This window comes from Brucella lupini (assembly GCF_002252535.1).
GTDB lineage: Bacteria > Pseudomonadota > Alphaproteobacteria > Rhizobiales > Rhizobiaceae > Brucella > Brucella anthropi.
The window spans coordinates 20829-47140 of record NZ_NNRN01000034.1 but is presented as its reverse complement, the minus strand read 5'-3'; the positions used below and the strand labels follow the sequence as shown (position 1 = coordinate 47140).

Genomic DNA, 26312 nt, shown 5'->3' with positions numbered 1-26312 from the left:
AATTAGTGACAGAACCTCTCCACTAAATAAGGGCAAGTCCAATCGGCGTGACGCTCCCGGCGGTCGCCGATCGTGTCGATCGTGACATTGTGCCGGATGCAGGTGACGACGTCCTGGAGGATCCGGCGGGCGGGCTCATGGAAGAGGACGTCGTTCGTCACCACGGTCGCAACTCGCATCTGGGTGGCCAGGTTCGACAGCTCATGAAGGCGGAGCTGGTCATTGGGCCGACGGCGCAGCGTCAGCGCCAGGTAGGCCCGATCGCCGAACGCGTCGCGCAGGCGGCGCAGCCGAAGGCCGCATTCCTCGTCGGCGAGATCCGGCACGAGAACGGCGATCAAGCCTTCGCCGTAGGCGACGAGGTCCTGCCATTCGAGCACGCACTTCGCCTTTCCGCCGCGCCGCTTGCCGAGCGACAGAAGCCGGCACAGACGGGAATAAGCGGGTCGGTCGGTTGGATAAACCAGCACCGACATGCCGTCGGTGAGGTCGAGACGGCAGCCGACAATCAGACGAACCCCGGTCGTCTTCGCCGCTTCGTGGGCCCGGACGATGCCGGCGAGCGAATTCCGGTCCACCACGGCCAGCGCTTCGATCCCGGCGAGCGCGGCTTGGGCGAACAACTCCTCGCAAGACGAGGCCCCCCGGAGAAAGCTGAAATGCGAAGTGACCTGAAGCTCGACGTAGCGGGGCTCGCTCATCCGAAGACCCCGTGAATGAACCAGCGGTGCGAGCCTGTGGCGGTGTCCTCGCCGTCGCCGGCGCGAAACAGCCAGTAGCGTTCGCCGGCGTCGTCCTCGACCCGGAAATAGTCGCGGACGGCAACCAACTCGGCATCGCGCTTCCACCATTCGCCAAACACGCGCTCCGGCCCGTCGCCACGCCGAAGGCGGCGGCGGATGCCGCGCCAGGTGAAAGACACCGGCGGATGGTCGGGAAGCAACGCCACGGTCTCGACCGGCTCAGGGGCCGGCAGAAGGCGGGAGGGCCGCGGCCAATGGCCGGGCCAGCCCGCTCCCGTATCGGCCGCTATCGCCGGGATACGACAGACAGATCGCTCCGGAACATCGCTGGCGACCGGTGCAAGCCGATAGAGGGCACGCTCGCCCACGCGGTTCATCAAGGTGTCAATTAGATCGGAGACGTCCGGGGTGCTCTCTTCGACCAGCGAGCTGACGATCTGCTTGCACTCAAGCGGCTCAGCGACGCTTGCGGCGAGGGTCATCACCTCGATGCCGAAGCCGGGCGAGATGGTCTCGATCTTGTCGCACAGGAGGCGCGTCAGCCGCTTCACATCGCGGACCGGCGTGGCCATGCCGACCCGCACGGCCTGGGCTCGGCTGTCGACGCGGTGGCAGATGAGATCGAGCCGGCGAGCGCCGAGGCCGCCTGCCTCCAGACGTTCGCAGAGCTGGGTGACGAGCTTGCCGATGTAACGGGCGATGGTCTCTGCCGCGCCGATCGGCTCGGCGAAGGCACGGCGTACCTCTATGAGATCGGCCGGGCGGACCGGCTCGATAAGTTCGGCTGCAATGCCCAAGGCCTGGTCCAAGCGTCGGCCGAGTTCTGGTCCGAAGCGAAGGGTGAGCGGCGCGCGCGGCTGCGCCAGAAGATCGCCGACCGTTCGGAAGCCGAGCGTGCGCAGTGCGGCGACAGTGGGGGCCGGAATGCGCAACGCCTCAAGCGGCAACCGCTCCAAGACGGACGGGCCGTGCCCCTCGGGCGCGATGACAGTCGGCAGCGCTGAAAATCGGGCCAGCGCATGGGCTGCTCCCCAGGTGTCGGCGATCGCGCCTCTCGCGGAGATCCCGGACATGGCGAGGCGCCCGATCAAGCCGTCCAGCATGACAGTCTCGCCGCCGTGGAGATGATCAGCGCCTGTCGAGTCGATGATGAGGCCGTCGTGCGGATCGGGGGCGACGATTGGTGCATACCGGAGAAGCCACACCGCGAGACGCTCAAGCGCCTCGGCGTCGGCAGCGGGATCGGCATCTTGCACAATGAGGCCGGGCACCAGCACTTGCGCCTTGGTGACGGGCATGCCGGCGCGCAGGCCGGCGGCCCGGGCCGCAGCATCCGCCGCCAGCACCACCCGCCTGTTCCCGTCGCGGCCAATCAGGACGAGCGGCGCCTCAGCCGGAGGCGCCGCGTCGCCAGCCTTCCGCCGAAGCCGGTCCGTGGACCAGCTCGGCAGGAAGAGCGAGACGACCCGTGTCATCGCACGCCTCCAACTCGAAATCTGCACTTTCGCCCGCTCGCGCGCGGATGAGTTCAACCAGCCAGCGGGCGCGGCCTACGCCGGGAACCGGTAGCGGCGTCGAGGGCAGCACGGAGACGCGCCAGCGCGTCATCGCCGCGGTAGGCTGCCCGAAATCCGTCGCTTCCGTCTGTCGCCGCCAGCGCCGCAGGGCGATGCCGAGCGATCCGGTGCCCTCTGCAGCCAACTGGAGCCGCCGTGAGGCCGTCATGGAAAGGCGGGCGACCTCGCCGATGACAGCCCCGAGGCCGCCGTGGCGCAATCCTTCTTCCATGCAGGCGAGCACAGTCTTGTCGTCGCCAGCTTCGAGGTAGATCACCCGATCGCTCGCGAGGCCCGCCTGGGCGATGGCCGGCGCGAAAAGGTCTGCGCGCGTGATGCACCAAAGGATTTTGCCCTTGGTGCGAGCGGCGAGGCCTGCGCTGAATGATGCTGCCGCCGCGCCATCGACGGCGCCATTACCGCCGCCGGCTATCTCATGCAGCGCGCCGAGCGCGAGGCCGCCGCCAGGTAGTCGCGAATCCACCTCGGTGATCCCGAAGGGGAGAACCGATCTGGCGCGCCGGCTTCTGCCTTCGATCTTTTCGATCTGCGCGCGCAAGAATTCTATGGCGGGCTCCGGCCGCAAGCTTCCTGTTGACCTCCGGGAAGAGCTTCGTCATCATGTTCTCCATTTGTTCTCTCTTTGGCGGCTAAGAGTCAAGCGCCTTTCATCCGGAGCAAGGGTTGCAGTCGAACAAGTCGTATTGATTTGGCGACCGCTGCGTCTTTCGCTGTGCGCCCAACTCTCTAGCGACGTGGACACGCTCTGAGTGTATGATGTGTGAATCAGAATTGGGCGCGAGGCACAACCTTCCAACGACCGGCACGACGTAGTCGTTCAAGGGACGAAAGTAGAGTTTGTTCGTCAGCGTCGTTGGGGAGGCGCGACGTGCCGTTGTACGAAGAGTGGTGCGATACCACGAAAGAAAAAGACGAGCGCAAAGAGTATTGGTGCCTCGTCGAAAAAGCTGGCGGGCGTGATGCTATCCGCGAGTCGCTGGCGGAGACTGTCCGCTCTCATTACGACCGGCTTGATCGCATTGCGGATGATGTTGCGCGCCTGGGCTATGAGGGCGCCGCCGAAATCCTCCGCGCGCAGCTTCCGCAGACGGCAAAGGGACGCTCTGGCGATCTCGGTGAGATTCTTGCGACCGAGCTTGTTGAGGAAGGAATCGGCCTCCGCGTTCCTGTTCGCCGGCTCCGCTACAAGGACGGACGCAATATGGCGATGCGAGGCGACGACTTCATCGGCGCCGGATATGGGGCTGGTGACGACGGCGAACTGTGGCTCCTCAAGGGCGAAGCGAAAAGCAATCGCGTCTTGGGTAAAGCGACCGTCACGGCGGCGCGCAAGGTTCTCAATCGGGACAGCGGGCGATGCACGCCAGACTCGCTGTTGTTCGTCGCTAATCGCTTGCTGGAAAGCAACGAGGCCGAAGACGTCGCGCTCGGGCGGGCGATCCGCGATGAGATAGGTCTGAAAGTGCCGCGCGCGGGCCGCATTGACCACATGCTGTTCACAATGTCGGGCAACGCGCCGCCGGCCGCGCTGAAAGAGGACCTCGACGCGGCGACTACCAACCGCGACCAGTTCGTGGTGAACCTCCGCATCGAGGACCACCAGGACTTCATCAAGGAGATGTACGAAGAGGCGGAAGACCTTGGAAACGATTGACGAACTGCGGACTTTTCTGACCGCCGCCACCCAGGACGGAATTCTGCGTCGGTTGCTCTACCGAGGAGCCGCTTGGTCGTTGATCCGGAGCGATGGCGTGTTGCCGGCCGACGCGCCAGCGCTGGGCGCGACGATCGAGACGGACTTGGCTGAGCACGGTTTCGCGCTGCTGCGTGGCGCGATGGCGCTTCGCACCGTCGAAGGCGCATCGCCGCTTACCAGCAAGGCTTTCGAGCGAGCGGCCAACGCGTTCGAAGCTCTCGTCCGCAATGGAGACCCGGAAGCGCCGGATCGTGGGTTTCGCAGGACAATCGCGGCGGCCGCCTATCATCTCGCCGGCTATTCGGCCGTTGCGTACTCGCTGTTCAACGAAGTGCCTGGCGATCTCAACGCTGCGCCCGGCGAGACAGCCGTCATGTTGCTCATACTGCGGGACCTTGATCGGCTCCGCGGCTATGTCCGCGACTGGCTGAATGACGAAGCGCATGGCGATGCGCAGATGTCGGCCGAGCTGCGCGGCGAGGAAGCCGATCCCGACGAAGTGCTGGCAACGATCCTCAACACTACGATCTGCCGCGCCTTGGCTAACTTCGAGTTTGCGCTTGCCACCGGCGATGAGGAGCCGCTGGAGACGGCCCGCAGCCTGCTGGCCACCGCCATCAGTCTGGCGGACAACGCCCAGAACGTGCCGCTCTGGTGGACCTCGAACCTCTGCCGCCATCTGATCGATGATCTTTGGTCGCATTCGCTGCACCAAAATCTGCCGATCGATCCGCCGGACGGAGCCGAAGAGCGCTATCCCGAGCTTCGGCAGCTTTTCATCGGCTCGCTGTTCGCGCGCAAGAGTTCCGAGGTCGAGCTGTGGCCGTCGCAGCGTGAAGCGGCGCGTCGATCGACGGATATGACCGACGATCTCGTTGTGGCGCATCCGACCAGCGCCGGAAAGACGCGCGTTGCTGAGATCGCCGCGATGATGACGCTATCGGCTGCGCGTCGCGTCCTGATCGTCACGCCGCTGCGGGCGCTCTCAGCGCAGACGGAGCGCTCGTTCCGCAAGACATTCGCGCCCTTGGGCTTCAGCGTTTCGTCGCTCTACGGCGCAAGCGGATTGTCCGCTGGGGACGAGGACGCGCTGCGGTCGCGAGAGATCATCATCGCGACGCCTGAAAAACTCGACTTCGCGCTTCGAAGCGACCCAAGTTTGATCGACGACGTCGGCCTGATCGTTCTCGACGAAGGCCATATGATCGGCCCGAGCGAGCGCGAAATCCGCTACGAAACGCTGGTTCAGCGCTTGCTCCGGCGTGGTGACGCCGCCGACCGGCGGATCGTGTGCCTGTCGGCCATCCTTCCGAGCGGCGATGAGCTTGACGATCTGACCGCGTGGATACGATCCGATCAGCCCGGCGAACCCGTGCGGTCGGACTGGCGGCCGACGCGCCAGCGTTTCGGCATGCTGACATGGCGCGGGCTCGATGCCCGCCTGACACTCGATCTTACAGCGAATGGACCGTTCATCGATCGATTTGTCGTTCAAAAGCCGCCCCTTGGTCGGGAGAAAAAGCCGTACCCGCGCGAGGCCGGTCATCTCGCCTTGTTCGCCGCGTGGGAGTTTGCCGGTCAGGGCAAACGGACCCTGATCTTCTCTACGCAGGCCAATTGGGTCGAGGGCTACGGCAAGCGGGTGGTCGACCTGTGCCGCAGAGGCTATCTGGAGCCGCTTCTCGAAGACGAAGGCCCGATCGCAAGGGCGCTGGAAGTCGGGAAAGAATGGCTAGGCGAGGATCATCCCGCCGTTGCCAGTCTGAAGGTCGGTGTCGCCATCCATCACGGTCGCCTGCCTAGCCCATTTCTGCGCGAGCTGGAGGTCCTCCTATCGGAGGGTGTGCTGAAGGTGATCGTCGCGTCTCCGACGTTGTCTCAGGGCCTCAACCTCAACGCGGCGGTGCTGCTCGTGCCGGCGCTCTACCGTTCTGGGGAGCTCATCACCGGCGAGGAGTTCGCGAACGTCGCCGGTCGAGCTGGCCGAGCGTTTGTCGACGTCGAGGGCCTCATCGTCCACGTGATGTTCGATCGGGTTGACTGGCGCAGCGGCGAGTGGCGCCAACTGGTCGCCTCGTCGAAGGCGCGGACGTTGCAAAGCGGCCTGATTCAGATCGTCGCAGAGATCCTGGAGCGCCTGACGCGCGAAGGCATTCTCGCGCGAGCTGACGCCTGGGAGTATCTGGCGAACTCAAGGGACGGTTGGAAATCAGAGGCGGAAGAAGCCGCGGTGGCCGCCGAACTGGCTGATCCGGGCGCCGACGATGATGACGAGAACGAAGACGAAGGCGAGGAAGGGGATAGCGGCGGCGACGAAGAGGAAAACATAGAAGAAGAGCCGCTGTCCCAACTCGTCGAGCGCCTTGATGCGACCGTCTTCGGTTTGATCGAAGCCCTGGATGCTGATCGAGCGGATCTGCCGCGTTTGCTGGATGAGGCGTTGCAGGGGTCGCTTTGGGCGCGCCAGATCGCTCGCGAAGGCGAAGCAACAGTGGCGCAGCATCGGAAGGTCTTCGAGGCTCGCGCCCATCTGATTTGGAGCGTGACGACGCCGCAGGCGCGCAAGGGCCATTTCGCGATGGGTGTCGGCCTTGAGGCGGGCCTGGCTATAGATGCGATGGCGGACGAGTTGGGAGCGCTAGTGGATCGAGCCGATGCCGCGTCGCTGCCGGGTGATGTCGATGAACTCGCCGACGCGCTTTCTGGTCTGGCCGAGCGGCTGTTGGTCATGCGCCCATTCATTCCCGACAAAAGAAACGCGCTCCCGGCAGATTGGCGAAGGATTCTCCGCCAGTGGGTGTCGGGTGCGGAGGTGGCCGAGATCGGCCCCGACAATATGCGGGTTGTCGAGGAAGCCTTCACCTATCGGCTGGTCTGGGCGCTCGAGGCGATCCGCACGCGGCGCCTTTCGCTCGGATGGTCGCCAGACATCATTCCCGGTGGCGGGGCGGCCGCGCTCGAGACTGGCGTGCCGCGGTTTATGATGTCGATGTTGATCCGCGCTGGCTTGCCGTCGCGTCGCGCTGCGATAGCCGCGATCGAGAGTGCCGAGCCCATCTTTGTGACGCCGGCCGAGATGCGAGCTTGGCTGGAATCCGATGAGATTACCGCATTCACCGATCTGGGCGATTGGCCGACGCCGGATACCGCGGCGCTCTGGGCGCGGTTTAGAACCGAAGCCCTGAGTGGCGGCATTCAGAAGTGGAACGTCGAGCCCAACAAGCGCCTTCTCGATGTGCCCGCTGGCGAGCGAGCGCCCGGGCCTGGCTTGTATCGGATCATCACGGATGCTGGGGACGGACAGACTTGGCTCGCGACGCCGGACTACCGGCCGTTGTTCCAGTTCAAGAAGCCCGCCGTCGATCCAAAGCCGAGTCTTTTCTCAGGTCGAATTCCTGGCCGGACCACGCTGGTGGACGTGTTGCGAATTGGCCGCGGCAAGATGAGGTGGCCACGCGCGGACGCGTAAGCGGTGCGTTCAGTGACTGTCGCCATCGGTCAAGATAAGTATAACGCGAAAAAGGATATGCGGATGTAACTACCGCGGACCAGGATTGGGGGAATCTGGCAGTGCATATTGAATTTCTAGAGATCGCCAATTTCAGGAAGTTGTTGTCGACAAGGGTTGATCTATCTACCACGACCACACTCTTCGTTGGGGCGAACAATAGCGGTAAGACATCGGCGATGCTTGCGCTACGGCGCTTCCTGTCGCCGCGCCGCTGCCCGTTCGAGATGCACGATTTCACGTTGTGTCATTGGCCCACGATCATTGCCCTGGGCGAGGCGTGGATCGCTGCCCGAAACGCTGAGGAAATCGTAGACCTCGTCGTTGACCCCTGGGTGAGCGCGTTGCCGACGCTGGATCTGTGGCTGCATGTCGAAGCGGGGGAGATGCACCACGTTCGCGACCTCATCCCGACCTTGGATTGGGAGGGGGGACGACTCGGCGTCCGATTGCGCTATGAGCCGAAGGATCTTGCGCTCTTGTACAAGGAGTACATGGGGGCGGTGAGCGATGCCGAGACGATGAGGGCAGCAGCCGCCGCGGCCGCCACGGCGGAGAATCCTGACGCTGATCCACCCGCCACTCCGCCTAAGCTGACGATCTGGCCCGAGAGTCTGGTCGATTTCCTGAGTAAACGTTTGTCCACGCACTTCACCATTCGGGCCTATTCCCTGGATCCGGGTCAGCTTGTCGCCCCCGCAAAGTCTCTGGCGCGTCCGCAGGTCCTTCCGGGCGGTTCTCGGCCGATCGACGGGGACCCGCTGAGCGGCTTGATCCGTGTCCATGATATCCCGGCGCAGAGGGGCTTCGGTGAGGAACAGCAGGCTGCTGAGGAGGAGGACGCCCCGGTGTCGGCAAGTGGCAGTCGGCTGTCCGATCAGCTCAGAAGCTACTACGCCAAGCACCTCGACCCGACGAAGGGACCTGATCCGAAGGACCTCGGCGCGTTGCAGGCGATAGAAGCCGCCCAGGACGCGTTCGACCAGCGGCTGACCGAGAGTTTCAAGGCAGCGTTCACCGAGGTCGAGGGCATGGGATACCCTGGCGTGACCGATCCGCGTCCGCGCGTCTCGACGCGCCTGAAGGCTATCGACGGTCTCAACCACAATGCGGCGATCAGCTTCGAAGTGGACGTCATTGCCGAGGACGGCGCGGCGACGCCCGTGTTGCGGTTGCCCGAGGCGAATAACGGCCTCGGCTATCAAAACCTGATCTCGATGATATTCCGGTTGATGAGCTTCCGTGACGCCTGGATGCGCGTCGGGAAGGCATCAACCGGTGCGACGGTGACCACGACCGAGCCTCTCCATCTCGTTCTGGTCGAGGAACCGGAAGCGCATTTGCACGCGCAGGTCCAGCAAGTCTTCATCAAGAAGGCTTACGCGGTGCTGCGTGCGCACGAGGACCTTGGTGACGACCAAAAGCTGCGCACCCAATTGGTTGTCAGCACCCATTCGAGCCATGTCGCGCATGAGACGTCGTTCTCTTGCCTGCGCTACTTCCGGCGGCTGCCTGCGGGTATGGCCGCGAAAGTGCCGGTCTCCACTGTTATCAATCTGTCGGAGGTTTTTGGTCCGGGCAGTGAGACGGAGCGTTTCGTGACCCGATATCTTCGGGCCCAGCACGCGGATCTGTTCTTCGCCGACGCGGCCATTTTGGTGGAGGGGCCAGCGGAACGTATGCTCGTCCCCAATTTCATCCGGGCGCACTATGACGAGCTCAACCAATGCTACATCACCCTGCTTGAGATTGGAGGAAGCCACGCGCATCGTCTCAAGCCTTTGATTGATCATCTCGGCTTGCTGACCCTTATTATCACTGACCTGGATACGCTGGATAAAACGGGGGGCGCCTCCGTCCCACCCGCGAAAGGTGCTAGTCAGAAAACCAACAATGCGACGTTGAAGACATGGGTGCCAAAGCTCGACGACGTCGATGAGTTGATGCGAGCTGATGCCGCGACGAAGACGCTACATGAGGACGACGACCCGCTATTTGCTGTGCGGGCCGCGTATCAGATCCCGTTGGGTCTGACATCCCTGGGTATTGTCGGACCGGAGGTCGCATATCCTTATACGTTTGAGGACGCACTGGCGTTCGAGAATCTCAGCTTCTTCGCCGAACTGGATGGCACTGGCCTGGTCCGCAAGTTTCGCGATGCGATCGCTGATGGTGGTGGGGCGGCCGCGATCGGCGGGAAAATGTACCTCGCTCTCAAGAACGGCAAGAAAGCTGAGTTTGCGCTTGACGTTATGGAGGTTGAGAATTTCGACACGATCGTCGTGCCGCGCTACATCGCCGAGGGACTAGAATGGCTACTTGCGCAGCTCAAGAAAAAGCAGGTTGAGATTCTGCCTCTGGTCAAAGAGGCACCGCCCGAGGAGGAGATTGAGGCTGACTCGCCGGTCGAAGAGCATGTCGTCGCTGAAATCGAGGGGGCCGACGCATGAGCGCGGTCGACGACAAATTCGATTCCGAAGCCGATGAAACGATCCTCGCCTGCCTGAACGTCGATAAGCCGAGGAGCTTCTTTCTCTATGCCGGCGCCGGCTCGGGCAAGACGCGCTCGCTGGTCGAGGCGATACGGACGGTGTGTAAGGAGCAGGGGCGGCGGTTGTCGCTATCTGGTCAGAAGATCGGGGTGATTACCTATACCAATGCCGCCTGCGACGAGATCAAGCAACGGCTCGAGTTCGATCCTCGCGTAGAGGTGTCGACCATTCACGCATTCGCGTGGTCGCTGATTGCCGGTTACGACGGTGATATTCGCGGGTGGCTGTCAACTCGGCTCCTGGCGGATATCGCGGAGCTGGAAGAAGCACAGGCGAAGGGTCGGGCAAACAGCAAAGCTGCGTCGGACCGGGCTCGCTCGATAGAGAGCAAGCGGCGTCGCCGCGACAACCTCGCCGAAATTACGCGGTTTGTTTACAGCCCGACGGGCGACAACCGCACCAGAGACGCTCTGAGTCACGCAGAGGTCATCGCCATGACCTCCGATTTTCTCGGCGCGAAGCCGGGTTTGCGCCGGCTGCTGGTGACCCGCTTCCCCATTCTTCTGATCGACGAGAGCCAGGATACGAGCCGGAGGCTCATGGATGCGCTGCTCGATGTCGAGGCGGGATATCGCGAGGCCTTTTGCCTGGGACTCTTTGGCGACACGATGCAGCGCATTTACGCCGACGGTAAGGAGCGTTTAGCGGAGGCGATCCCGCAGGCCTGGGCTAGGCCGAGGAAGCGGATGAACCATCGTTGTCCCACGCGGGTTATTACGCTCATCAACAAAATCAGACGAGATGAGGATGACGAGGAACAGCAGCCGCGGAGCGATGCGAAACAGGGTGTTGTTCGGCTGTTCGTCGTCTCGCAGTCAATAGCTGACAAGAGCGCCGCAGAGGCCACCGTGGCGGCGCGAATGGCAGAGCTCACTGGCGATCCGAGCTGGGCGGCGGGAGCAGAGGCGATCAAGACGCTGGCGCTGGAGCACCTGATGTCCGCACGCCGGTTTGGCTTCGAACAATTCTTCGAGCCTCTCTATGCGGTCGAGCGCATCCGCACGAGCTTTCTACAAGGGACGGGGGCGGGCATCGGACTTTTCACGCGCGAGATACTGCCGCTGGTCACGGCCCTGCGCTCGGGAGATCGGTTTGCTGTCGCTGCGGTCGTTCGGCGCACATCTCCACTCCTCGAGCGCAAGGCGCTTGAAGCTGCAGGCGAGAAGCAGGTTGGCCTTCTCAGCGAGGTCAAGGCTGCTTGCGATGGCCTGCTGGCCTTGGTGAACGAGGATGAGAAGCCGACCGCGCGCTCGGTCTTGCGCTATGTCGCCGAAGCTAACCTCTTCACGATACCAGAGGTGCTCGTTCCGTTTTCCGCCGCCGATGCCGTCGTCGTGGAAGGCGAGGGTGACGCAGCCGGCGACGCCGACGACCAAGAAGAAGAAGTCGATGTCAAAAGCGAGTTGGGCGGTTGGCGGTTGGCGCTTGAGGCGCCGTTCGACCAGATCGAGCGATATGATCGCTACGTTCGGGGCCTCTCGCAGTTCGACACGCATCAGGGGGTAAAAGGGCTAGAATTTCCAAGGGTGATGGTTGTTGTTAGCGACGATGAAGCCCGCGGTTTCATGTTTGCTTACGACAAGCTTTTCGCGACAAAGGCGAAGAGCAAGACGGATCTTGATAATGAAGCTGCCGGCAAGGAGACAACGATCGATAGGACGCGACGGCTGTTTTACGTGACCTGCAGCCGCGCTGAAGAGAGCCTTGCCGTTGTGTATTACGCAGCTGATCCCGCGCTCGCGCGCGACGCAATGATCAGACAAGGTTGGTTCGAAGCCGGTGAGATAGAATTGATCTCATAGTGTATTGAGCGCGGGCGGACGCAAGCACCGAGAATGGCGTGAGACGCACCCATGCTCCTCAGCGGGCGGCGGGAGTCCAACCCGCCGCGATCGCTTCCGCCGCGCTGCAGAACCAGCGCTCGCCGTGCGCGGTGTCAATCACCGTGACGCCGTAGTCTCGCTGGCCAGGTGTGTGAAAGATCTTGCGACCTTTGGCGTTGATGTTGCCCTTCAGTATGCAGGACCCTGGCGGGGACTGCGGAGCCGGTCGCTCCGCTCGGGCGTCGGCGCGCCAATGGTCGGGCGGTTCGAACGTTCCAGCCCAGAGGCCGCGCTTGGCCGACCGGGCCTCCCGCTCGGCAGCGGCATAGGCTCCTCGGCTGAACTGGCGGTATTCGACCGCCCAGCCTTCGCGGATCATGGCCTCGCCAAGGTTATGGCCCGCGACTTTGCACTGGGCGACCATCCGGCCATAGCCGTCTCGGTCTTTTTGCCGGCAATCCACGGATCGGCCGCCGATCAGGGCGATCAGGCGCTCACGCGCCACTTCCCCGCATCTGAAGCCACGACCAGCGGCGTCTTGGCAGATCTGGAGGGCTTCGGGTGCATCTATGCCCCACAGCCGAACGCGCTCGCCGCCGAGCGTGAAGGTGTCGCCATCAATGATGTGCGTCGCGGGCGAGGCGGCGATGAGACCGAGAGCGAGCAAGGGAGGGCAGTGGCGAAGCTGCACCGCTAGATGTTTCCAGCCGGTCGTATGATCCGGGGGCGGCGCGTGCCTGGAATGGGCGGCGGCTGCGTCGCGGTCAGTAATCCCTCTTCGGCCGCTTTCTGCAGGTGCATGAACGTCATGCGATCGGCGATGTATTCGCCCAAGGCTTCAGGGTTCTCCTTTGACGGAATCGGCGCGTCGTATGTGAGCGGCAGGAAGGCTGTGAGCGCGATCCTGTAGAGCGGCGCGGCGTACTCGAAGATGGTGCGCTGAGGCGTGGCGAGCAGCAGCGTGCTCCGGTCCACGGGATTGCCGTGAAGGAAATCGTTTCGGCAAACATAGAGCGTCTCGACCAGCCATGACGCCAGAGTCCGTTTCACCTTCGTCTTCCCGCCGGTGTCATGTGCGAGCTGGCCGCTGGCCGGAATCGCCCACCGCGTCCGCTCGATCAGTTCGAACACCTTTTTGCGATCCGCCTGACCGCTTCCGCCCGGGTGAACCAGAATTTCAAAAGCGCTGACCCAGAGCGAGACGATCCGGCCGACATCATAGAACGTCGTGTCGGTCCCGGCAGGCAGCAGCGAAGCCTGGTAGGCCATGTTGAGAGAACGCATCAGCGCCACGTCCTCCCATGCCGGCTCATGGGCCCCATATCGGCGGCGCCAACGTGCCAACAGCGCGCTGAGCAGTGGTTCGTCGATGTCGCTCGCCGCGAGCGGCGTGCGGAAGATGGTCGGTGATGACTGGCCTCGGAAGCTAGACACCATATGCGTGCCGAGGATGGCCGGTGTGCTGCCAATGACGTCCTTGTAGTGCCGGTCGAGCATCCACGGGTAGATCGCGAAGGCCTCGCCGAACAGAACGCGGTGCCCGCGCGGATAGCGAAGCTCCATAGCGCGCCCGTGGGTGATGGCCGACAGTGCGACGGTGTCTCGGAAACTTCCCAGGGCGGCGACGGTGCGGAAGCTTGGTGGCGCATCGGCATCGAGTAGGAGGACGGCCGGCTCGAACTTCTCTCCGAAATTATCCGAGAAGCGATTGAGGAATTGCTTGAACGTCGGATGGGCGCGCTTCAGGGCCTTGACGCGAGGGTCATGAGCCGGCGCGATCGCCGCGATCTCGCAGTCGACGGCCTGGTCGAGGGGCACGTTGGGTAGGACGAACACTGGCGTCCATTCGACGGTCATACGCTATTCCTCAGGTGGCAGGCCTAGCCGCGGGGCTGTTCGCTCTTCCATAGGCGATGCTGCTCGCGCAGCTCCGCCTCGATGGCTGCTAGCCGGGCCCCGTAATCCAGGCCGTTTGGGCTTCTGGCGGCGACCTCGGAGGACGCAATGACGAGACGCCACGCGCCATAGTCGTGAAAGGGATTGAGTCCAATGACGTTGCCGAGCACGAGATCGCTGGGCGGCGGCGCGGCCAACAGCTTCGCGAAGGCTGTGGTCGCGGCGTTCATGTTCCAATCGGAGACGAACAACACCAGCGCGCAGAGGGCAAGCAAAACGGGTGGAGCGCCTTTCCATCGATAAATTTCGCGATGTCGTTTGCCGAAATCGATGCCACCGTTCGCAGCGACGAAGGTGCAGAGCGAGATCGCGGCCTCATAGTAGGGCTGGAGTTTGGTGGCGTCGAAAACCTCGCGCCCATGGTTTTTCCGGGCGAGCTCGGCCGCCTGTCGCCACGTCGCCTCTTCGAAAGGCAGGATGCCGCCTTTCACCAGATCGAACAGATCGAGGTGCTTTTCGGTGAATTGCTTCTTCGCGGCGGCTTTCCAATCGAAGGCCGGCATGTCGCCGTGGGATGGGTGGAACGGCCAGCGCTGATGGTAGGGATGTCGCTGTAGCGCCTGTGTCCATGGGATCGCCTCTAGCGGCAAGGACACCGTGAAGCGGGTGGCGGACTTGAGATCGAAAAACCACTGCCGCATGTCCCGGATGCGACGTTGGTCAAAGATACCCTGCTCTATGCCCTTGCAGACGAGAAGCCGAATCGCGCGCGTTTCCGCGCTCTTTTCTGATCCGAAGTCGAGAAGGCTATCCTGAGTCGAGCGCGTTTCGTCGTCGCCGTAGAATTCACAGAACGGATGATGGGCGTCGCCGCCGCTGGGATCGACAAATCTGAAATGTGCCTGTCGGAGAACCGCCTTAGAGGCCCGCGATCTTGCCGATCGAACGACGCCAGCACCGAATTTGCCGCACGATGAGCATTGAATATCGGCGCGGATCGCATCGCCAAACCCGCTTAGAAGTTCAGCCCCGTCGCGGTCCTGCGTTGGTTGTGCGCCGGTCATCAGGGTCGCGAGCTGGTCAACGTCGAGTTCGCGCGCGAACCTTATAGAAAATGCAGTTGCTGGCATTTGCCTTCCCCGGCGCCTTGATCGTATGCGCCGATCGAGCGACGCGATTACACACTACTTATCAATATTGGTGTTCTTCGTGGAGTGGTCAGTCGTCGGCGTTTATTGTCCTGAGATCAGCAAGGAAAGCCGTGCCGATTTCCACGGCCCGCTTGGCCGCGTCCGAGTCGACATCCACGCCGTGCGATGCCTCGAGCATGGATTGCACGACGCCGTGCATTTGCCTGATGCTGGCTGGAGAAACTCCCAGGCCTTGCAGTTTGCCGAGCATCTGCGAGATGCCCATCCGACGCGGATCGATGCCCTTAGCGACGACGAGTTCACGCAGGGCGCGCTCGATTTCGATACGAAGCTTGACGACCGACATGAGCGGGAATTCCCGCCCAAGCTCCTCGACCGTCGGAAGATCTTCTTGGAGCTGAGGAGGGAGCGCCTGCGAAAGTTGATATTGAGCCACCCCCATCGGCTTGCTCGAATCTCGCAAGGAGTACTCGACGATCACCTCGTTGCGTCCCTTGCACAGGATGATGCCGATCGTCGGCTTGTCGTCGGGATGGCGCAATTGCTCGTCCACGGCCGACAGATAGAAATTCATCTTGCCCGCGAACTCGGGTTTGAAATCCTCGATCTTCAGCTCGATCACCACGAAGCAGCGCAGTCGCAGATGGTAGAACAGCAGGTCGAGGTAATAATCCTGCCCGCCGACTTCGAGATGGTACTGGCTGCCGACGAAGGCGAAGCCCTTGCCGAGTTCGAGGATGAGCGAGCGGAGGTGTTCGATCAGGCCGCGTTCGAGATCGCGCTCTAGCATATCGGGGCCAAGCGAGAGGAAGTCGAACGTATAGGGGTCTTTGAGAATCTGCTGGGCCAGCTCGGATTGCTCGGCCGGAAGTGTCTGCGAGAAGTTGGTCAGCGCGCTTCCTTGACGGGCGAAGAGATTGCTTGCGATCTGGTGGGCGAGAACGTTCCGGCTCCAGCCGTGCTCAATTGTCTGCCGGGCATACCAAGCGCGTTCTTCAGATGCCGTGGTGGCATCGAGAAGGAGCATGTTGTGGCCCCATGGCAATTGTGCAGCAAGCTGCTGCACAAATTCGCCGTCGGGCCAGGCCTCTGCGAAGGTGCGCATATATTTCAGGTTTCGGGCTGAAAGTCCGGTCATCTCGGGAAAGGCTTGGCGGAGGTCCTCCGACAGCCGGTCGATGACCCTGGCGCCCCATCCCTCGCGCTCCTGCCGACTCAGAATATCGCGACCGATGGTCCAATAGAGCACCACCAGCTCGCGATTGACGGACAGGCCGGCCCGGTGGCGGGCAGCGGCGATCTTCTGCTTCAGGACTCCGACGAACGCGGCGTAGGTGTGTGCATTGACCTCGGTCGAGGGAGCGGAAGCCTTCGCTCGCCGAGAATGGACGGGTTTCGGCGGCCGAGAGGTCATGCGGCCGCTTTCAGGCGCTTCTTCGCCAGCATGGCGCGGACGAATTTATCCCATTTCGCCATGCCGGCGCGTTTCTCGACCATGTAGTGCCAGCGGTCGTAGTGCTTGGAACTGACATCTTGCAGCGCGTGGTTCTGCAGGCGATCGCGAATTTCCTTTGGCACGCCTGCCTTGCCGGCGAGCGTCTTGAACGTGCGGCGAAGATCGCGGTTTGTCGCATACGGGATCACGCCGCGATCTCTCTGCCGCCAGACAAAGCTGTACAGAGTGCCGTGGCTGACCGGCTTGGACGGGTCCTTCGCGGAGGGGAAGAACCAGCCGTACTCGTTCGGCTTGATCGATTCGATCAGTTCAGCGGCGAGCAACGGTACAGGGACGGCGTGCGGCTGGAGGTTCTTAGTTTTCGACCAGTCTATGATCCGCTCCTTGGCGTCCCATTGATCGACATGAAGCCGCGCAATCTCCTCGACGCGTTGGCCGGTCAGCATGATGAGTTGCACTGCTCGTGGATAGGAGGGGTGAACCGGCGTGTCGGGGTGGTCCAGCCAGCAATAGAGCTGAACAAACTCGTCTTCGTCGAGCCAACGCGTGCCTTGGACCTTCGGCTCGGTAGGAATGCCGGTTGCCGGGTTGAACGGAAGCCGGAAGCGCCGAGAAGACTGCTGCCGATAGTCGTTGTCGGACTTCATGCCCCAACTGAATGCCGCATGGAGATAGGAGCGGACATGATCGGCCATTGATTTCGCGCCGCGCTCGTAAATCGGCCGTATCAGCTCGATGATCTCCTCGGCCTCGATCTCGCGGGCGAGGCGGTTACGTCCGAGCGTATCGGCGATCTTGTTGAGGCCCTTTTCCGTTTCCTTCCAGGACGGCTTCCCCGCGTCCTTGAGCGCGGCAACATAGCCTTCGAACAGATCGGCGACCGTGCCGGGACGCGTATCGGTCGCAATTTTGATGCTCCGGCCCCTCTGGATGACGTCGGCGAAGTCGCGCTTGAACATCTCGCGCGCCTGAGCGAGCGACATGGAAGGGTACGCGCCGAGCTTCTTTTTGGTCCGCTTTCCGTCACGCCACTGCTGCGCCATCCAGTCCGCTGTGACGCGCTTCGGCATGGGCTTGAGGACAAGCACGAGGCGACCGGTGCCGCGGCCTTCGCCATCGGCGAGATTTTCCTGCTTCTGGCTTAGCTCAACCCGCTTCAACGCATGTCGGATCGCGGTGTCGGTCAGGCTTGGCATGGCGTTTTCTCCTGTTCCGCAACTGGGATCGGTCGAGGAGAAACGGGGATCGTTTGCTGGGATCGGAAAGCCGCTTTCAACCCCTCTAACCGCTCCCAATTTGCCATAACCGCCCCCTGTACGCAATGCGCGAAAAGCGGCTATTTCATTGATGATTCAGCGGTATTCAGCGTGATCGAACGTGATCATTGAGGGGGTAGTGGGATGGTTGTGCACCAGAATAATGGCGGTGGCGGAGAGTTCCAGAGCCCGTTTGACCACTTCGCGCGGATAGACCGGCGTGTGGTCCACCGTGCCCGTCTGCTGGACTTCATCGGCAATCAGTTTGTTCTTCTTGTCGAGAAACAGGATGCGGAACTGCTCGCGGGTCTCGTAAGCCATGGCCGCGGTGCAATATTCGATCACCTTGTTCCAAGAGCCGAGTACTTCGCGCTCCATGACAGTGCTGCGCGCACTTCGCTTGGCGACAGCCTCTACAAGCTTGAGTTCATGCGCCACAGTAGGACCGGCGCCGGGAACTTCGGCAATCAGCTTTTCGGGGGCGGCCAGTACTTCGGCAATCGAGCCGAACCGCATCAGCAGAGCTTTGGCGAGCGGCTTGGTGTCGGCGCGGCGAATGGCGCGAAACAACAACATTTCGAGCAGTTCATAATCAGCCAGCGCATCGGGAGTATCCCGAAAGCGCTGTTTGAGACGATCACGATGTCCGGCATAATGCGGCTTGTCGATCTTCGGCGTAAGTTGAAGTGTATCACTGAAACCGGGCAACTCAATGTTACCCGGCTCATTCTTGCTCTTTGCCATCCTGTTTAAACCCCCGCAAAAACAGACCAGACAATTACCGAGAACTATATCTCTTCGTTGTTATCTCATGGAAGATGGGCCGAAGACATTGGCCGGAGAGAGTGTAAATATCTCGCAGCCATCCTTCGTAACACCCACCGTATGTTCATATTGTGCCGTCAGCGAACGGTCTCTGGTAACCGCGGTCCAGCCGTCGGCGAGGACCTTCACGTGCGGCTTGCCGAGATTGATCATCGGCTCGATCGTGAAGATCATGCCTTCCTTGATCTCGACACCTTCATTCGGCGTGCCGTAATGGAGGATATTCGGCGCGTCATGGAACAGCTGCCCTACGCCGTGACCACAGAAGTCGCGCACAACGGAGCAGCGCTCGCCTTCGGCAAAAGTCTGAATTGCGGCACCGATAGCGCCGGTTTTCACGCCAGGCTTTACGGCGGCAATCCCACGCAGAAGGCTTTCATAGGTGACTTCAAGCAGCCGCTCAGCGGCGCGCTTGATTTCGCCTACCACATACATGCGGCTTGAATCGCCGTGCCAGCCATCAAGGAGATAAGTCACGTCGATATTGACGATATCACCCTCGCGCAGTGGCTTCTCGTTCGGAATGCCATGGCAGACGACGTGATTGATCGACGTGCAGGTTGATTTCGTGTAGCCGCGATAGTTCAACGTTGCCGGAAACGCGCCGTGATCCATGCCGAACTCGAACACGAAGCGATCGATTTCATTGGTGGTCACGCCCGGCTTGACGATATCGTTGAGGGCATCGAGACAGCGTGCCGTCAGGTTGCAGACCGTGCGCATACCCTCGAAAGCCTCGGGGCCATAGAGCCTGATCTGGCCCGTATATTTCATGGGTGCGCTTGTTGCTTCGATATAGGTTACCATCACTCGATCCGTCTTAATCTACTCAATTGGCACCAGCTTACTGGCATCAATGCTTTTGTCCGTTATGTGGCACCGAACGGCCCAAGCCTCAACCCCGTTTGCACGCGCACGTTCAAAAGCGCGTGCGTAAGTGGGGTCGAGATCACCCGAAATGCTGAATCAGCTGCAATCGTTTCGCTGGATAATAAACAGCATCACGCCCCGATGACCAGCGGCAACAACGTCGACGAGTTCATCAAGATGTTTTGCGCCTCGCGCCGTCACCGTATCGGGGAATTCCGCCAATCCGAGCGTGCGAATAAAGTGTACATTCTTGACCTCGACATAGGCTCGCTGGCGCGGGCCGTCATCCAGTAAAAGGTCGATGCGCGAGTTGCGGCCATATTTCTGTTCACGCTTGAGGCTGGCATATCCTGCGAGGCCAGGAATAAGACCCTTGAGGATTGCTTCTTCGGCGATCCTGTTCGGCAAGCCGGTGTTCACGCCGACCAGTGTGTTATCCGCTTCGACAATCTGCAGCGTATGGGCATATTTGCGGTGAGGAGCATCCGAAACACTCAGCCAGACGCGAGAACCTGGAGCGGTCAATCCGAGCATGGAGCCGGTATTGGGCACGGAAGCAGTGATGAAGCGCCCATCGTCAAGTGTGACGTCGGCCAGAAATCTTTTGTAGCGGCGTTCCAGCCTGCCGGTAACCAAAGGTGTTTGAAAAATCATGTGCCGATTTAGAGTAGTTCGGCGCGTGCGCGAAAGGCTTTTCTGATTACGTTGCGAAATTAGTCAGTGAACGAGAGCAGTTGGCCTAGAACAGCGCCTTAACGACGTCGGCCCAGCTCATATCCGCACCGAGAACCATTGCTGCTGCAACGAGACCGGCGCCGAGAAAGGTGAGGGTGGTTCTTGTTTCGCTTGTCATTATTCTTCCCCATCAAATCACTTGTTCGAAGTTGGGAAGAATTTCGCGGGAGAATTTGCCCGGATTGTGATGCGATAATGGCTATTCCGGGCAATTTGCGGGCTTTTTACAGATAGGGTAAACGCCGCCCCGCTTTTGTTACTGTTTTACCCAATTGAAGACGAGTTCCTCGCGGAAAGCGAAGCGGACGACGTGACTTGCCACGACCTCTTCGAGGCGGGCGAGGTTTTCTTCCGAGGTTTCAACCGTTGTGGTCAGTCTTTCCGCATCGGCATCGAGAATCACGAGACGATTCTCGCCGAGATCGATGGTGCCGTGTTCCGGCGTGAATTCGACTGCGAATTTGTGCGCCCAATGTTTGCAGAGCTGCTGAAGGTAGCGGCTGGCATGGGCGGTGGGAACGATTGCTGTTGCTTTCGACATTATGCTGTCCTTTCGAAAAGGTTGCAGCCCGGCGCGTAACAGCATCCTGGCAATTCAGCCAGTAATATTTGCGTCAATTCTAAAGGAAAAGAAAAACCAGCAATGGTACGCCCAAGGGGAATCGAACCCCTGTCTGCGCCGTGAAAGGGCGCTGTCCTAACCGCTAGACGATGGGCGCCTGCTGGTGTGGGGCGCTTATAGTCAGGAAATTTCTGACATGCAAGCCCCTTTTTTCACCTGTCTGTGAATAAGTTCAGGCAGCACGAAACGGCGCCAATCAAGCGCTAATGGATTGAATTATAAGGGAAAAAGAAAAACCAGCAATGGTACGCCCAAGGGGAATCGAACCCCTGTCTGCGCCGTGAAAGGGCGCTGTCCTAACCGCTAGACGATGGGCGCCTGCTGGTGTGAGTGGGCTTATATTCAGGAAGGTTCTGACTCGCAAGCCCCAAAAAACACTTTTCTGAAAAAAATCGAATGTACTGCAAAAATGGGGGAAACTTCGGCGGGTGGATTCCTTATTTCCTTGAATATAAAGACAAAAGAAAAAGCCGGATCATATGATCCGGCTTCCGTGTATCCTTGGGACGCCTCTTTTTTAGCCCTTGCAGCGCCAGTTCCAGTCGCGTTCCGGCCCAACGTCGACGTGAACCGAAGTCGTGTGGCAATAGGTGCCGACGCCGCCACGTCCCGACATGGACCGGGCGAAGCGAGCGACTTCCCACTTGGAAACGCCGTCGATCTGAATATCTGCGGCTGCACAGATCATATGGAGCGATTTGCGGGCACCATTGACTTTCCGGTTATAGGACGGGCTGCGATAGCCCGAAGTTACCATTACCGGACGGCGGAAATGCCGCTCCATGGTTTTCAGCATGGATACGAGTTGCGGCTTGAGACAGGCAACATCGACGGTCTGTCTTTGTACTTTCAGGCCATTGGGCGCAAGGCGGGCAAGACCCGGAGCCGAAGCAAGTGTTACGCTCGCAAATTCATCATCTTCGTTCGCGTCAATATCGCTATCGTCATAAAGACTGTTGCGATGCTTGATTTCAACGCCGCCATTGGGGCGCACGCCCGGCAGCGAATAATTGTATTCATGCTTCGCAGATGGCGAAACCGGTTTGGCGACAGCAAGCTTCTTGTTTTCGGTTCTGTCTGAGCGTTTTCCGGTCGATTCGTCCGAGAAAAGTCGGGATATGCTGCCTTGCGAAGCCGTTGGGCGCTGCGGCGAGGCGTAAGCGCTCTTCGTGGAGCCGAACAATGAAGCGACCTGAACGGGCTTTTCAGCTTCGGCAGGTTTTGCCGCTGCGGTTTGCTGTGTTTCTGCAGCTTCGGCAGGCTTTTCGTCCTTTGCCGGTTCCTGCTGCTTTTTCGTGGTTTCGGCTGGAGCGGCTGCCGCAGGTTGTTCTGCGGCTTGCGCAGGTTCAGGTTCAGCGGGCTTGTTGCCACCGAACATGCCGAAAAGCGATGAACTCTTCGGCTGCTGCGGGGCGAGGGCTGCTACCTGTGCCGGCTGTTGTTCCGTGGCCGTTGCAGTCTCGACCGGTTTTGCCTGCTCTTTATTATTGGTGTTTGTCGCTTCAGCCACTGTGGCGGGTTTAGTTTCGCCCGGCTTGGCTTCGGCCTTTTTCTCTTCTGTCGACGGAGTTGCAGCCGTCGCTTCTGCGGCAGCTGTCTGATCGGCGGCACTTTGCAATGTGTCCGCAATCATGGAGCCACCGGTTGCAGAGGTCATCTGGAGCGGTTTGCCGTCAAGGCCTGTACCGGTTGACGTGCAGGACGCGACAAGAAGCGCAAGCAAAGCCACGCTGCCTGAAAGAAACCTGCCGGTGGTCCGGTGTGTAGAATGCGCAAATTTCAACAGTCTGCTCCAGCTCGATTTCCCTGACCAGTTTGGCGACCCGAATCCATTCGGGCCTACCTGGTTTCGGGAGATCGGCTCTCCCGTGCGAGGCTGACATCATCCCTGATGGCTATCGTCCCCACAGCTCCCGACTGTTCGTGCCGGGAAAGAAATTCAGAAATATCAGCGTGTTATGATGGTCACTTCAGAGTTATGACTGTCATTTCGCTGTATTGGACAAATCACCTGATTGGCAATTGGTTACCAATTTTTAAGTTTTTTAATCGCCGAGCGCAACTATTGATGCACATTTAGAGTTAAAAGACTTCGCAGTCCGTGCGGAATATTCGACAATAACGAAATATTACTTTATGTAACCATTGGTTACATTCGCCGTTCCTATCCGTCGCGCACGATAGTCTGCGAGCCCTGATCCGGCTTCACGGCAAGGCGAATTTCCGATTTACATCACTCACTTGTTGACAGGGTGCCTCGACTTGGTGCTATCCCTTCGCAATTGCTTTATCTTTGTCTGGTGTTGTGGCCAACGGCACCTTATGCGGCATTAACCGGGAACAGAAACATGACCAATCGCACGCGGCAGATCGCCAATCTTTTGCTGGCAGCAACGGCGGCGGCGATGCTCACGGCATGCGCGGGCGGAAAAGAGTTTCAGGGTACGCCGCAGGAAGGTGCTTCGCGCACCGGTGTTTTCCCCACATTCGGCCATATGCCGAAGGCTGCGACCACGCAGATCACCGCAGAAGAAAAGCAGCAGCTTACAACCAAGCTTGATGCCGACCGCACGCGTCTGGCGGCATCCAGAGGCACTGGCGCCGGCTTCACGCCCGCCGAGGCTGCGAGCTTGCGTCAGCAGGCGCAGCAGGAAACGGACGCTACCCTGAAACAGATCGAAAGCGGGGAAGAGTAAATCCTCTTCCTTGGTTTTTTGGCGCGCATCTTATCCGAAAACCGTTTCACACTTTTCGGGATGTGCTCTAAAGACGAAATCCGCGTTCTTTGACGCGGCAACACGTCTCGACCCGATTCGAGAACAGGTGTATAGCTCCATTGCGGCGCATACGCGCCATTACGTTCAACCCTCCACTGGAACAGGATCATGTCGGAAGAATTCCATAAAGTCCGTCGTCTGCCCCCTTATGTCTTTGAACAGGTCAATCGTCTGAAGGCATCGGCGCGAGCGGCGGGTGCCGACATCATCGATCTGGGCATGGGCAACCCCGATCTGCCGACCCCGCAGAACATTGTCGACAAGCTGTGTGAGGCCGTGCAGGATCCGCGCGCGCATCGTTACTCCTCATCCAAGGGGATTCCGGGGCTGCGTCGCGCGCAGGCACAATATTATGCGCGCCGCTTCGGTGTGAAGCTCAATCCCGATACGCAGGTCGTTGCCACGCTCGGTTCCAAGGAAGGTTTCGCCAATATGGCGCAGGCCATCACCGCGCCGGGCGATGTGGTTTTGTGCCCGGACCCGACCTATCCGATTCACTCCTTCGGCTTCATCATGTCGGGCGGGGTGATCCGTTCAGTTCAGGCCAAGCCGGATGATACCTTCATTCCGACACTTGAGCGCGGCGTGAAGCACTCGATCCCGAAGCCGATCGCATTGATCCTGAATTTCCCGTCCAACCCGACGGCCTATGTAGCAACGCTTGATTTCTACAAGGATGTCGTCGCATTTGCGCGCAAGCATGACATCGTCATCCTGTCGGATCTAGCCTATTCGGAAATCTACTTCGATGGCAATCCGCCACCGTCGGTGCTGGAAGTGCCGGGCGCCATGGATGTGGCGGTGGAGTTCACCTCCATGTCGAAGACGTTTTCCATGCCGGGCTGGCGCATGGGGTTTGCGGTTGGCAATGAGCGCCTGATCGCGGCTCTTACCCGCGTGAAGTCCTATCTCGACTATGGTGCGTTCACACCAATCCAGGTTGCCGCGACGGCAGCGTTGAATGGTGACGGTTCGGACATCGCCTATGTGCGCAATGTCTATAAACAGCGCCGCGATGTGCTGGTCGAAAGCTTCGGTCGGGCGGGCTGGGATGTTCCGCCGCCAGCGGCAACCATGTTCGCCTGGGTTCCGATCCCTGAACGCTTCCGTCCACTGGGTTCGCTCGAATTTTCCAAGCTTCTGGTCGAGCAGGCCGATGTGGCCGTTGCGCCGGGCATCGGTTTTGGCGAACACGGCGACGATTATGTGCGTATCGCGCTGGTCGAGAACGAACATCGCATTCGTCAGGCCGCGCGCAACATCAAGCGGTTCCTCTCCACCAAGGATGAGAACCTGCAGAATGTGATACCGCTCGAAGGTCGTCGCGGATAATATTTCAAAAGGCTACGGGCGGCATCATGCAGCCCGTGGCATCCCACCCGATAAGCCACTCCATACAGAAGGTCGATATAATGAGTGATGCATTACGGATCGGCGTTGCCGGGCTCGGCACCGTTGGTGCTTCGGTGTTGCGTATCCTGCGTGACAAGTCCGAAATGCTCACGCGCCAATGCGGCAAGCCCGTAACGGTTACGGCGGTCAGTGCCCGCGACCGCACGCGGGACCGCGGTATCGATCTTTCCGGTATTGCCTGGTTCGACGATCCGGTGGAACTGGCCAAATCTGCCGATATCGACGTTTTCGTCGAGCTGATCGGCGGTGAGGACGGCCCGGCCAAGGCTTCCGTGGAAGCAGCTCTGCGCGCCGGTCGCCATGTCGTCACCGCAAACAAGGCCCTGCTTGCGCGCCATGGCGTTGCGCTTGCCAAGATCGCCGAAGACAAGGGCGTTCTGCTCAATTTTGAAGCGGCTGTTGCGGGTGGCATTCCGGTCATCAAGGCGATGCGTGAATCGCTGACCGGCAATACGGTTTCGCGCGTCTATGGCATCATGAACGGCACCTGCAACTATATCCTGACCCGGATGTGGGAAGAGGGTATTTCGTTTGAAGACTGTCTCAAGGACGCGCAGCGCCTCGGTTATGCTGAAGCTGATCCGACGTTCGACATCGAAGGCAATGATACGGCGCACAAGCTGGCGCTCCTGACCAGCCTTGCCTTTGGTACGCAGATCGCTGCCGACGATATCTATCTGGAAGGCATCAGCAATATCTCGCTGGCCGATATTCGCGCCGCTGATGAACTCGGCTATCGCATCAAGCTTCTGGGCGTCGCGCAGAAGACCGATACGGGCATTGAACAGCGCGTGCACCCGACCATGGTGCCGACCTCGTCGGTCATCGCGCAGGTTCATGGCGTCACCAACGCCGTGGCAATCGAAACCGATCTTCTGGGCGAGCTTTTGCTTTCCGGTCCCGGTGCAGGTGGCAATGCGACGGCTTCCGCCGTGATCGGCGATGTTGCGGATATCGCCAAGAGCCGTCCGGGTTTCCAGCACGGTCCTGTGTTCGGTACGCCTGCCAAGGCATTGCAGCCTTACAAACGGGCCAAGATGCGCAAGCATGCAGGCGGTTACTTCATTCGCCTGACCGTCCTTGACCGCATTGGCGCTTTTGCGGCCATTGCCAAGCGCATGGCTGAAAACGATATTTCGCTGGAATCGATCGTCCAGCGTCCACCAATGGATGGCGCAGCCAACGAAGGCATCAAGACGGTCATCCTCGTCACGCATGAGACGACTGAAGCAGCCGTCAAGAAAGCGCTGGAAGCAATCCTCAAGGACGATCATCTGGTCGATAAACCGCAGATGATCCGCATCGAACGCGCCGGGTGAGAACCGGCGTGCCTGCCTCTCTTGCAGGTTGGATTCACCTTTGTTATGAAAGCCGGGTCGGATTTGATCCGGCTTTATTCGTTTCAAGAGACA

The 26312-nt window shown here is 60.4% G+C and carries 18 protein-coding genes, 2 tRNA genes and 2 pseudogenes; 7 read left to right on the top strand and 15 right to left on the bottom strand.

Features of this window, described 5'->3' with window-relative positions:
* Window positions 1–41 precede the first annotated feature (41 nt).
* From CES86_RS05220 to CES86_RS05210, 3 genes and pseudogenes are all read right to left on the bottom strand, one after another.
* Window positions 42–701, bottom strand: a pseudogene (locus CES86_RS05220) (PHP domain-containing protein); the annotation flags it as partial.
* A complete protein-coding gene (locus tag CES86_RS05215; RefSeq protein ID WP_088217381.1) occupies window positions 698–2218 on the bottom strand; it encodes a Y-family DNA polymerase in 1521 nt (506 codons plus the stop codon). The gene CES86_RS05215 and the pseudogene CES86_RS05220, both read right to left, overlap by 4 nt.
* The gene (locus CES86_RS05210) at window positions 2133–2858 is read right to left on the bottom strand and encodes an ImuA family protein (RefSeq protein WP_223850347.1); all 726 of its coding nucleotides are present in this window, start codon (window positions 2856–2858) and stop codon (window positions 2133–2135) included. Before CES86_RS05210 ends, CES86_RS05215 begins: the two co-directional genes overlap by 86 nt.
* 330 nt (window positions 2859–3188) lie before the next feature.
* Between CES86_RS05210 and CES86_RS05205 the strand changes: the two genes are divergently transcribed.
* The 4 genes from CES86_RS05205 (at window position 3189) to CES86_RS05190 (ending at window position 11878) form a co-directional block, all read left to right on the top strand.
* Complete coding sequence (locus CES86_RS05205) at window positions 3189–3974, top strand: Hachiman antiphage defense system protein HamA (protein WP_088217383.1); 786 nt, start codon at window positions 3189–3191, stop codon at window positions 3972–3974.
* Window positions 3961–7485 (top strand): DEAD/DEAH box helicase, encoded by a 3525-nt coding sequence (locus CES86_RS05200; protein WP_094513806.1) that lies wholly within the window; start codon window positions 3961–3963, stop codon window positions 7483–7485. The genes CES86_RS05205 and CES86_RS05200 overlap by 14 nt, the downstream gene beginning before the upstream one ends.
* A 101-nt stretch (window positions 7486–7586) precedes the next feature.
* Entirely contained in the window at window positions 7587–9974 is a 2388-nt protein-coding gene (locus tag CES86_RS05195) for an AAA family ATPase (RefSeq protein ID WP_088217385.1), read from the top strand.
* Window positions 9971–11878: a UvrD-helicase domain-containing protein gene (locus CES86_RS05190; protein ID WP_088217386.1), complete on the top strand. Its 1908-nt coding sequence runs from the start codon at window positions 9971–9973 to the stop codon at window positions 11876–11878. Before CES86_RS05195 ends, CES86_RS05190 begins: the two co-directional genes overlap by 4 nt.
* A gap of 58 nt (window positions 11879–11936) precedes the next feature.
* Here the strand turns inward: CES86_RS05190 and CES86_RS05185 are convergent, their stop codons facing one another.
* The 12 genes and pseudogenes from CES86_RS05185 to CES86_RS05130 form a co-directional block, all read right to left on the bottom strand.
* Complete coding sequence (locus CES86_RS05185; RefSeq protein ID WP_217872224.1) at window positions 11937–12590, bottom strand: thermonuclease family protein; 654 nt, start codon at window positions 12588–12590, stop codon at window positions 11937–11939.
* A gap of 2 nt (window positions 12591–12592) precedes the next feature.
* Window positions 12593–13756: a hypothetical protein gene (locus CES86_RS05180; RefSeq protein WP_088217387.1), complete on the bottom strand. Its 1164-nt coding sequence runs from the start codon at window positions 13754–13756 to the stop codon at window positions 12593–12595.
* A 23-nt stretch (window positions 13757–13779) separates the two neighbouring features.
* Window positions 13780–14925, bottom strand: coding sequence for a hypothetical protein (locus CES86_RS05175; protein WP_088217388.1), 1146 nt, complete (start codon window positions 14923–14925; stop codon window positions 13780–13782).
* An 88-nt stretch (window positions 14926–15013) separates the two neighbouring features.
* Window positions 15014–16360, bottom strand: coding sequence for a PDDEXK nuclease domain-containing protein (locus CES86_RS05170; protein ID WP_094513803.1), 1347 nt, complete (start codon window positions 16358–16360; stop codon window positions 15014–15016).
* Window positions 16357–17598 (bottom strand): tyrosine-type recombinase/integrase, encoded by a 1242-nt coding sequence (locus CES86_RS05165; protein ID WP_088217391.1) that lies wholly within the window; start codon window positions 17596–17598, stop codon window positions 16357–16359. The genes CES86_RS05170 and CES86_RS05165 overlap by 4 nt, the downstream gene beginning before the upstream one ends.
* A 156-nt stretch (window positions 17599–17754) precedes the next feature.
* Window positions 17755–18402, bottom strand: coding sequence for a JAB domain-containing protein (locus tag CES86_RS05160; RefSeq protein WP_308669807.1), 648 nt, complete (start codon window positions 18400–18402; stop codon window positions 17755–17757).
* 60 nt (window positions 18403–18462) lie between these two features.
* Window positions 18463–19290, bottom strand: coding sequence for a type I methionyl aminopeptidase (gene map / locus CES86_RS05155; RefSeq protein ID WP_094513801.1), 828 nt, complete (start codon window positions 19288–19290; stop codon window positions 18463–18465).
* Window positions 19290–20007: pseudogene (gene sfsA / locus CES86_RS05150) on the bottom strand (DNA/RNA nuclease SfsA). Before sfsA ends, map begins: the two are co-directional and overlap by 1 nt.
* Window positions 20008–20344: 337 nt before the next feature.
* Complete coding sequence (locus CES86_RS05145) at window positions 20345–20629, bottom strand: DUF2218 domain-containing protein (RefSeq protein WP_029928870.1); 285 nt, start codon at window positions 20627–20629, stop codon at window positions 20345–20347.
* Between the two features lie 103 nt (window positions 20630–20732).
* Window positions 20733–20807: transfer RNA gene (locus tag CES86_RS05140), tRNA-Glu, on the bottom strand.
* A 146-nt stretch (window positions 20808–20953) separates the two neighbouring features.
* Window positions 20954–21028, bottom strand: a tRNA-Glu gene (locus tag CES86_RS05135).
* A gap of 199 nt (window positions 21029–21227) precedes the next feature.
* Window positions 21228–22493, bottom strand: a complete 1266-nt coding sequence (locus CES86_RS05130; RefSeq protein ID WP_010659875.1) for a YcbK family protein — start codon at window positions 22491–22493, stop codon at window positions 21228–21230.
* A 565-nt stretch (window positions 22494–23058) separates the two neighbouring features.
* Here CES86_RS05130 and CES86_RS05125 point away from each other — a divergent pair.
* The 3 genes from CES86_RS05125 to CES86_RS05115 all read left to right on the top strand — a co-directional run bounded on the left by CES86_RS05125 (window position 23059) and on the right by CES86_RS05115 (window position 26219).
* On the top strand, window positions 23059–23406 hold the full coding sequence (locus tag CES86_RS05125; protein ID WP_010659876.1) for a hypothetical protein: 348 nt from the start codon (window positions 23059–23061) through the stop codon (window positions 23404–23406).
* Window positions 23407–23595: 189 nt separating this feature from the next.
* Window positions 23596–24819, top strand: a complete 1224-nt coding sequence (locus CES86_RS05120) for an LL-diaminopimelate aminotransferase (RefSeq protein ID WP_010659877.1) — start codon at window positions 23596–23598, stop codon at window positions 24817–24819.
* 80 nt (window positions 24820–24899) lie between these two features.
* Window positions 24900–26219 (top strand): homoserine dehydrogenase, encoded by a 1320-nt coding sequence (locus CES86_RS05115; protein ID WP_010659878.1) that lies wholly within the window; start codon window positions 24900–24902, stop codon window positions 26217–26219.
* Window positions 26220–26312: the final 93 nt, after the last annotated feature.

Coding starts and splice junctions, on each gene's coding strand:
- CES86_RS05120 (WP_010659877.1), top strand. CDS start 23,596: ATGTCGGAAGAATTCCATAAAGTCCGTCGTCTGCCCCCTTATGTCTTT.
- CES86_RS05170 (WP_094513803.1), bottom strand. CDS start 16,360: ATGACCTCTCGGCCGCCGAAACCCGTCCATTCTCGGCGAGCGAAGGCT.
- CES86_RS05115 (WP_010659878.1), top strand. CDS start 24,900: ATGAGTGATGCATTACGGATCGGCGTTGCCGGGCTCGGCACCGTTGGT.
- CES86_RS05160 (WP_308669807.1), bottom strand. CDS start 18,402: ATGGCAAAGAGCAAGAATGAGCCGGGTAACATTGAGTTGCCCGGTTTC.
- CES86_RS05145 (WP_029928870.1), bottom strand. CDS start 20,629: ATGTCGAAAGCAACAGCAATCGTTCCCACCGCCCATGCCAGCCGCTAC.
- CES86_RS05190 (WP_088217386.1), top strand. CDS start 9,971: ATGAGCGCGGTCGACGACAAATTCGATTCCGAAGCCGATGAAACGATC.
- CES86_RS05125 (WP_010659876.1), top strand. CDS start 23,059: ATGACCAATCGCACGCGGCAGATCGCCAATCTTTTGCTGGCAGCAACG.
- CES86_RS05165 (WP_088217391.1), bottom strand. CDS start 17,598: ATGCCAAGCCTGACCGACACCGCGATCCGACATGCGTTGAAGCGGGTT.
- map (WP_094513801.1), bottom strand. CDS start 19,290: ATGGTAACCTATATCGAAGCAACAAGCGCACCCATGAAATATACGGGC.
- CES86_RS05175 (WP_088217388.1), bottom strand. CDS start 14,925: ATGCCAGCAACTGCATTTTCTATAAGGTTCGCGCGCGAACTCGACGTT.
- CES86_RS05180 (WP_088217387.1), bottom strand. CDS start 13,756: ATGACCGTCGAATGGACGCCAGTGTTCGTCCTACCCAACGTGCCCCTC.
- CES86_RS05215 (WP_088217381.1), bottom strand. CDS start 2,218: ATGACACGGGTCGTCTCGCTCTTCCTGCCGAGCTGGTCCACGGACCGG.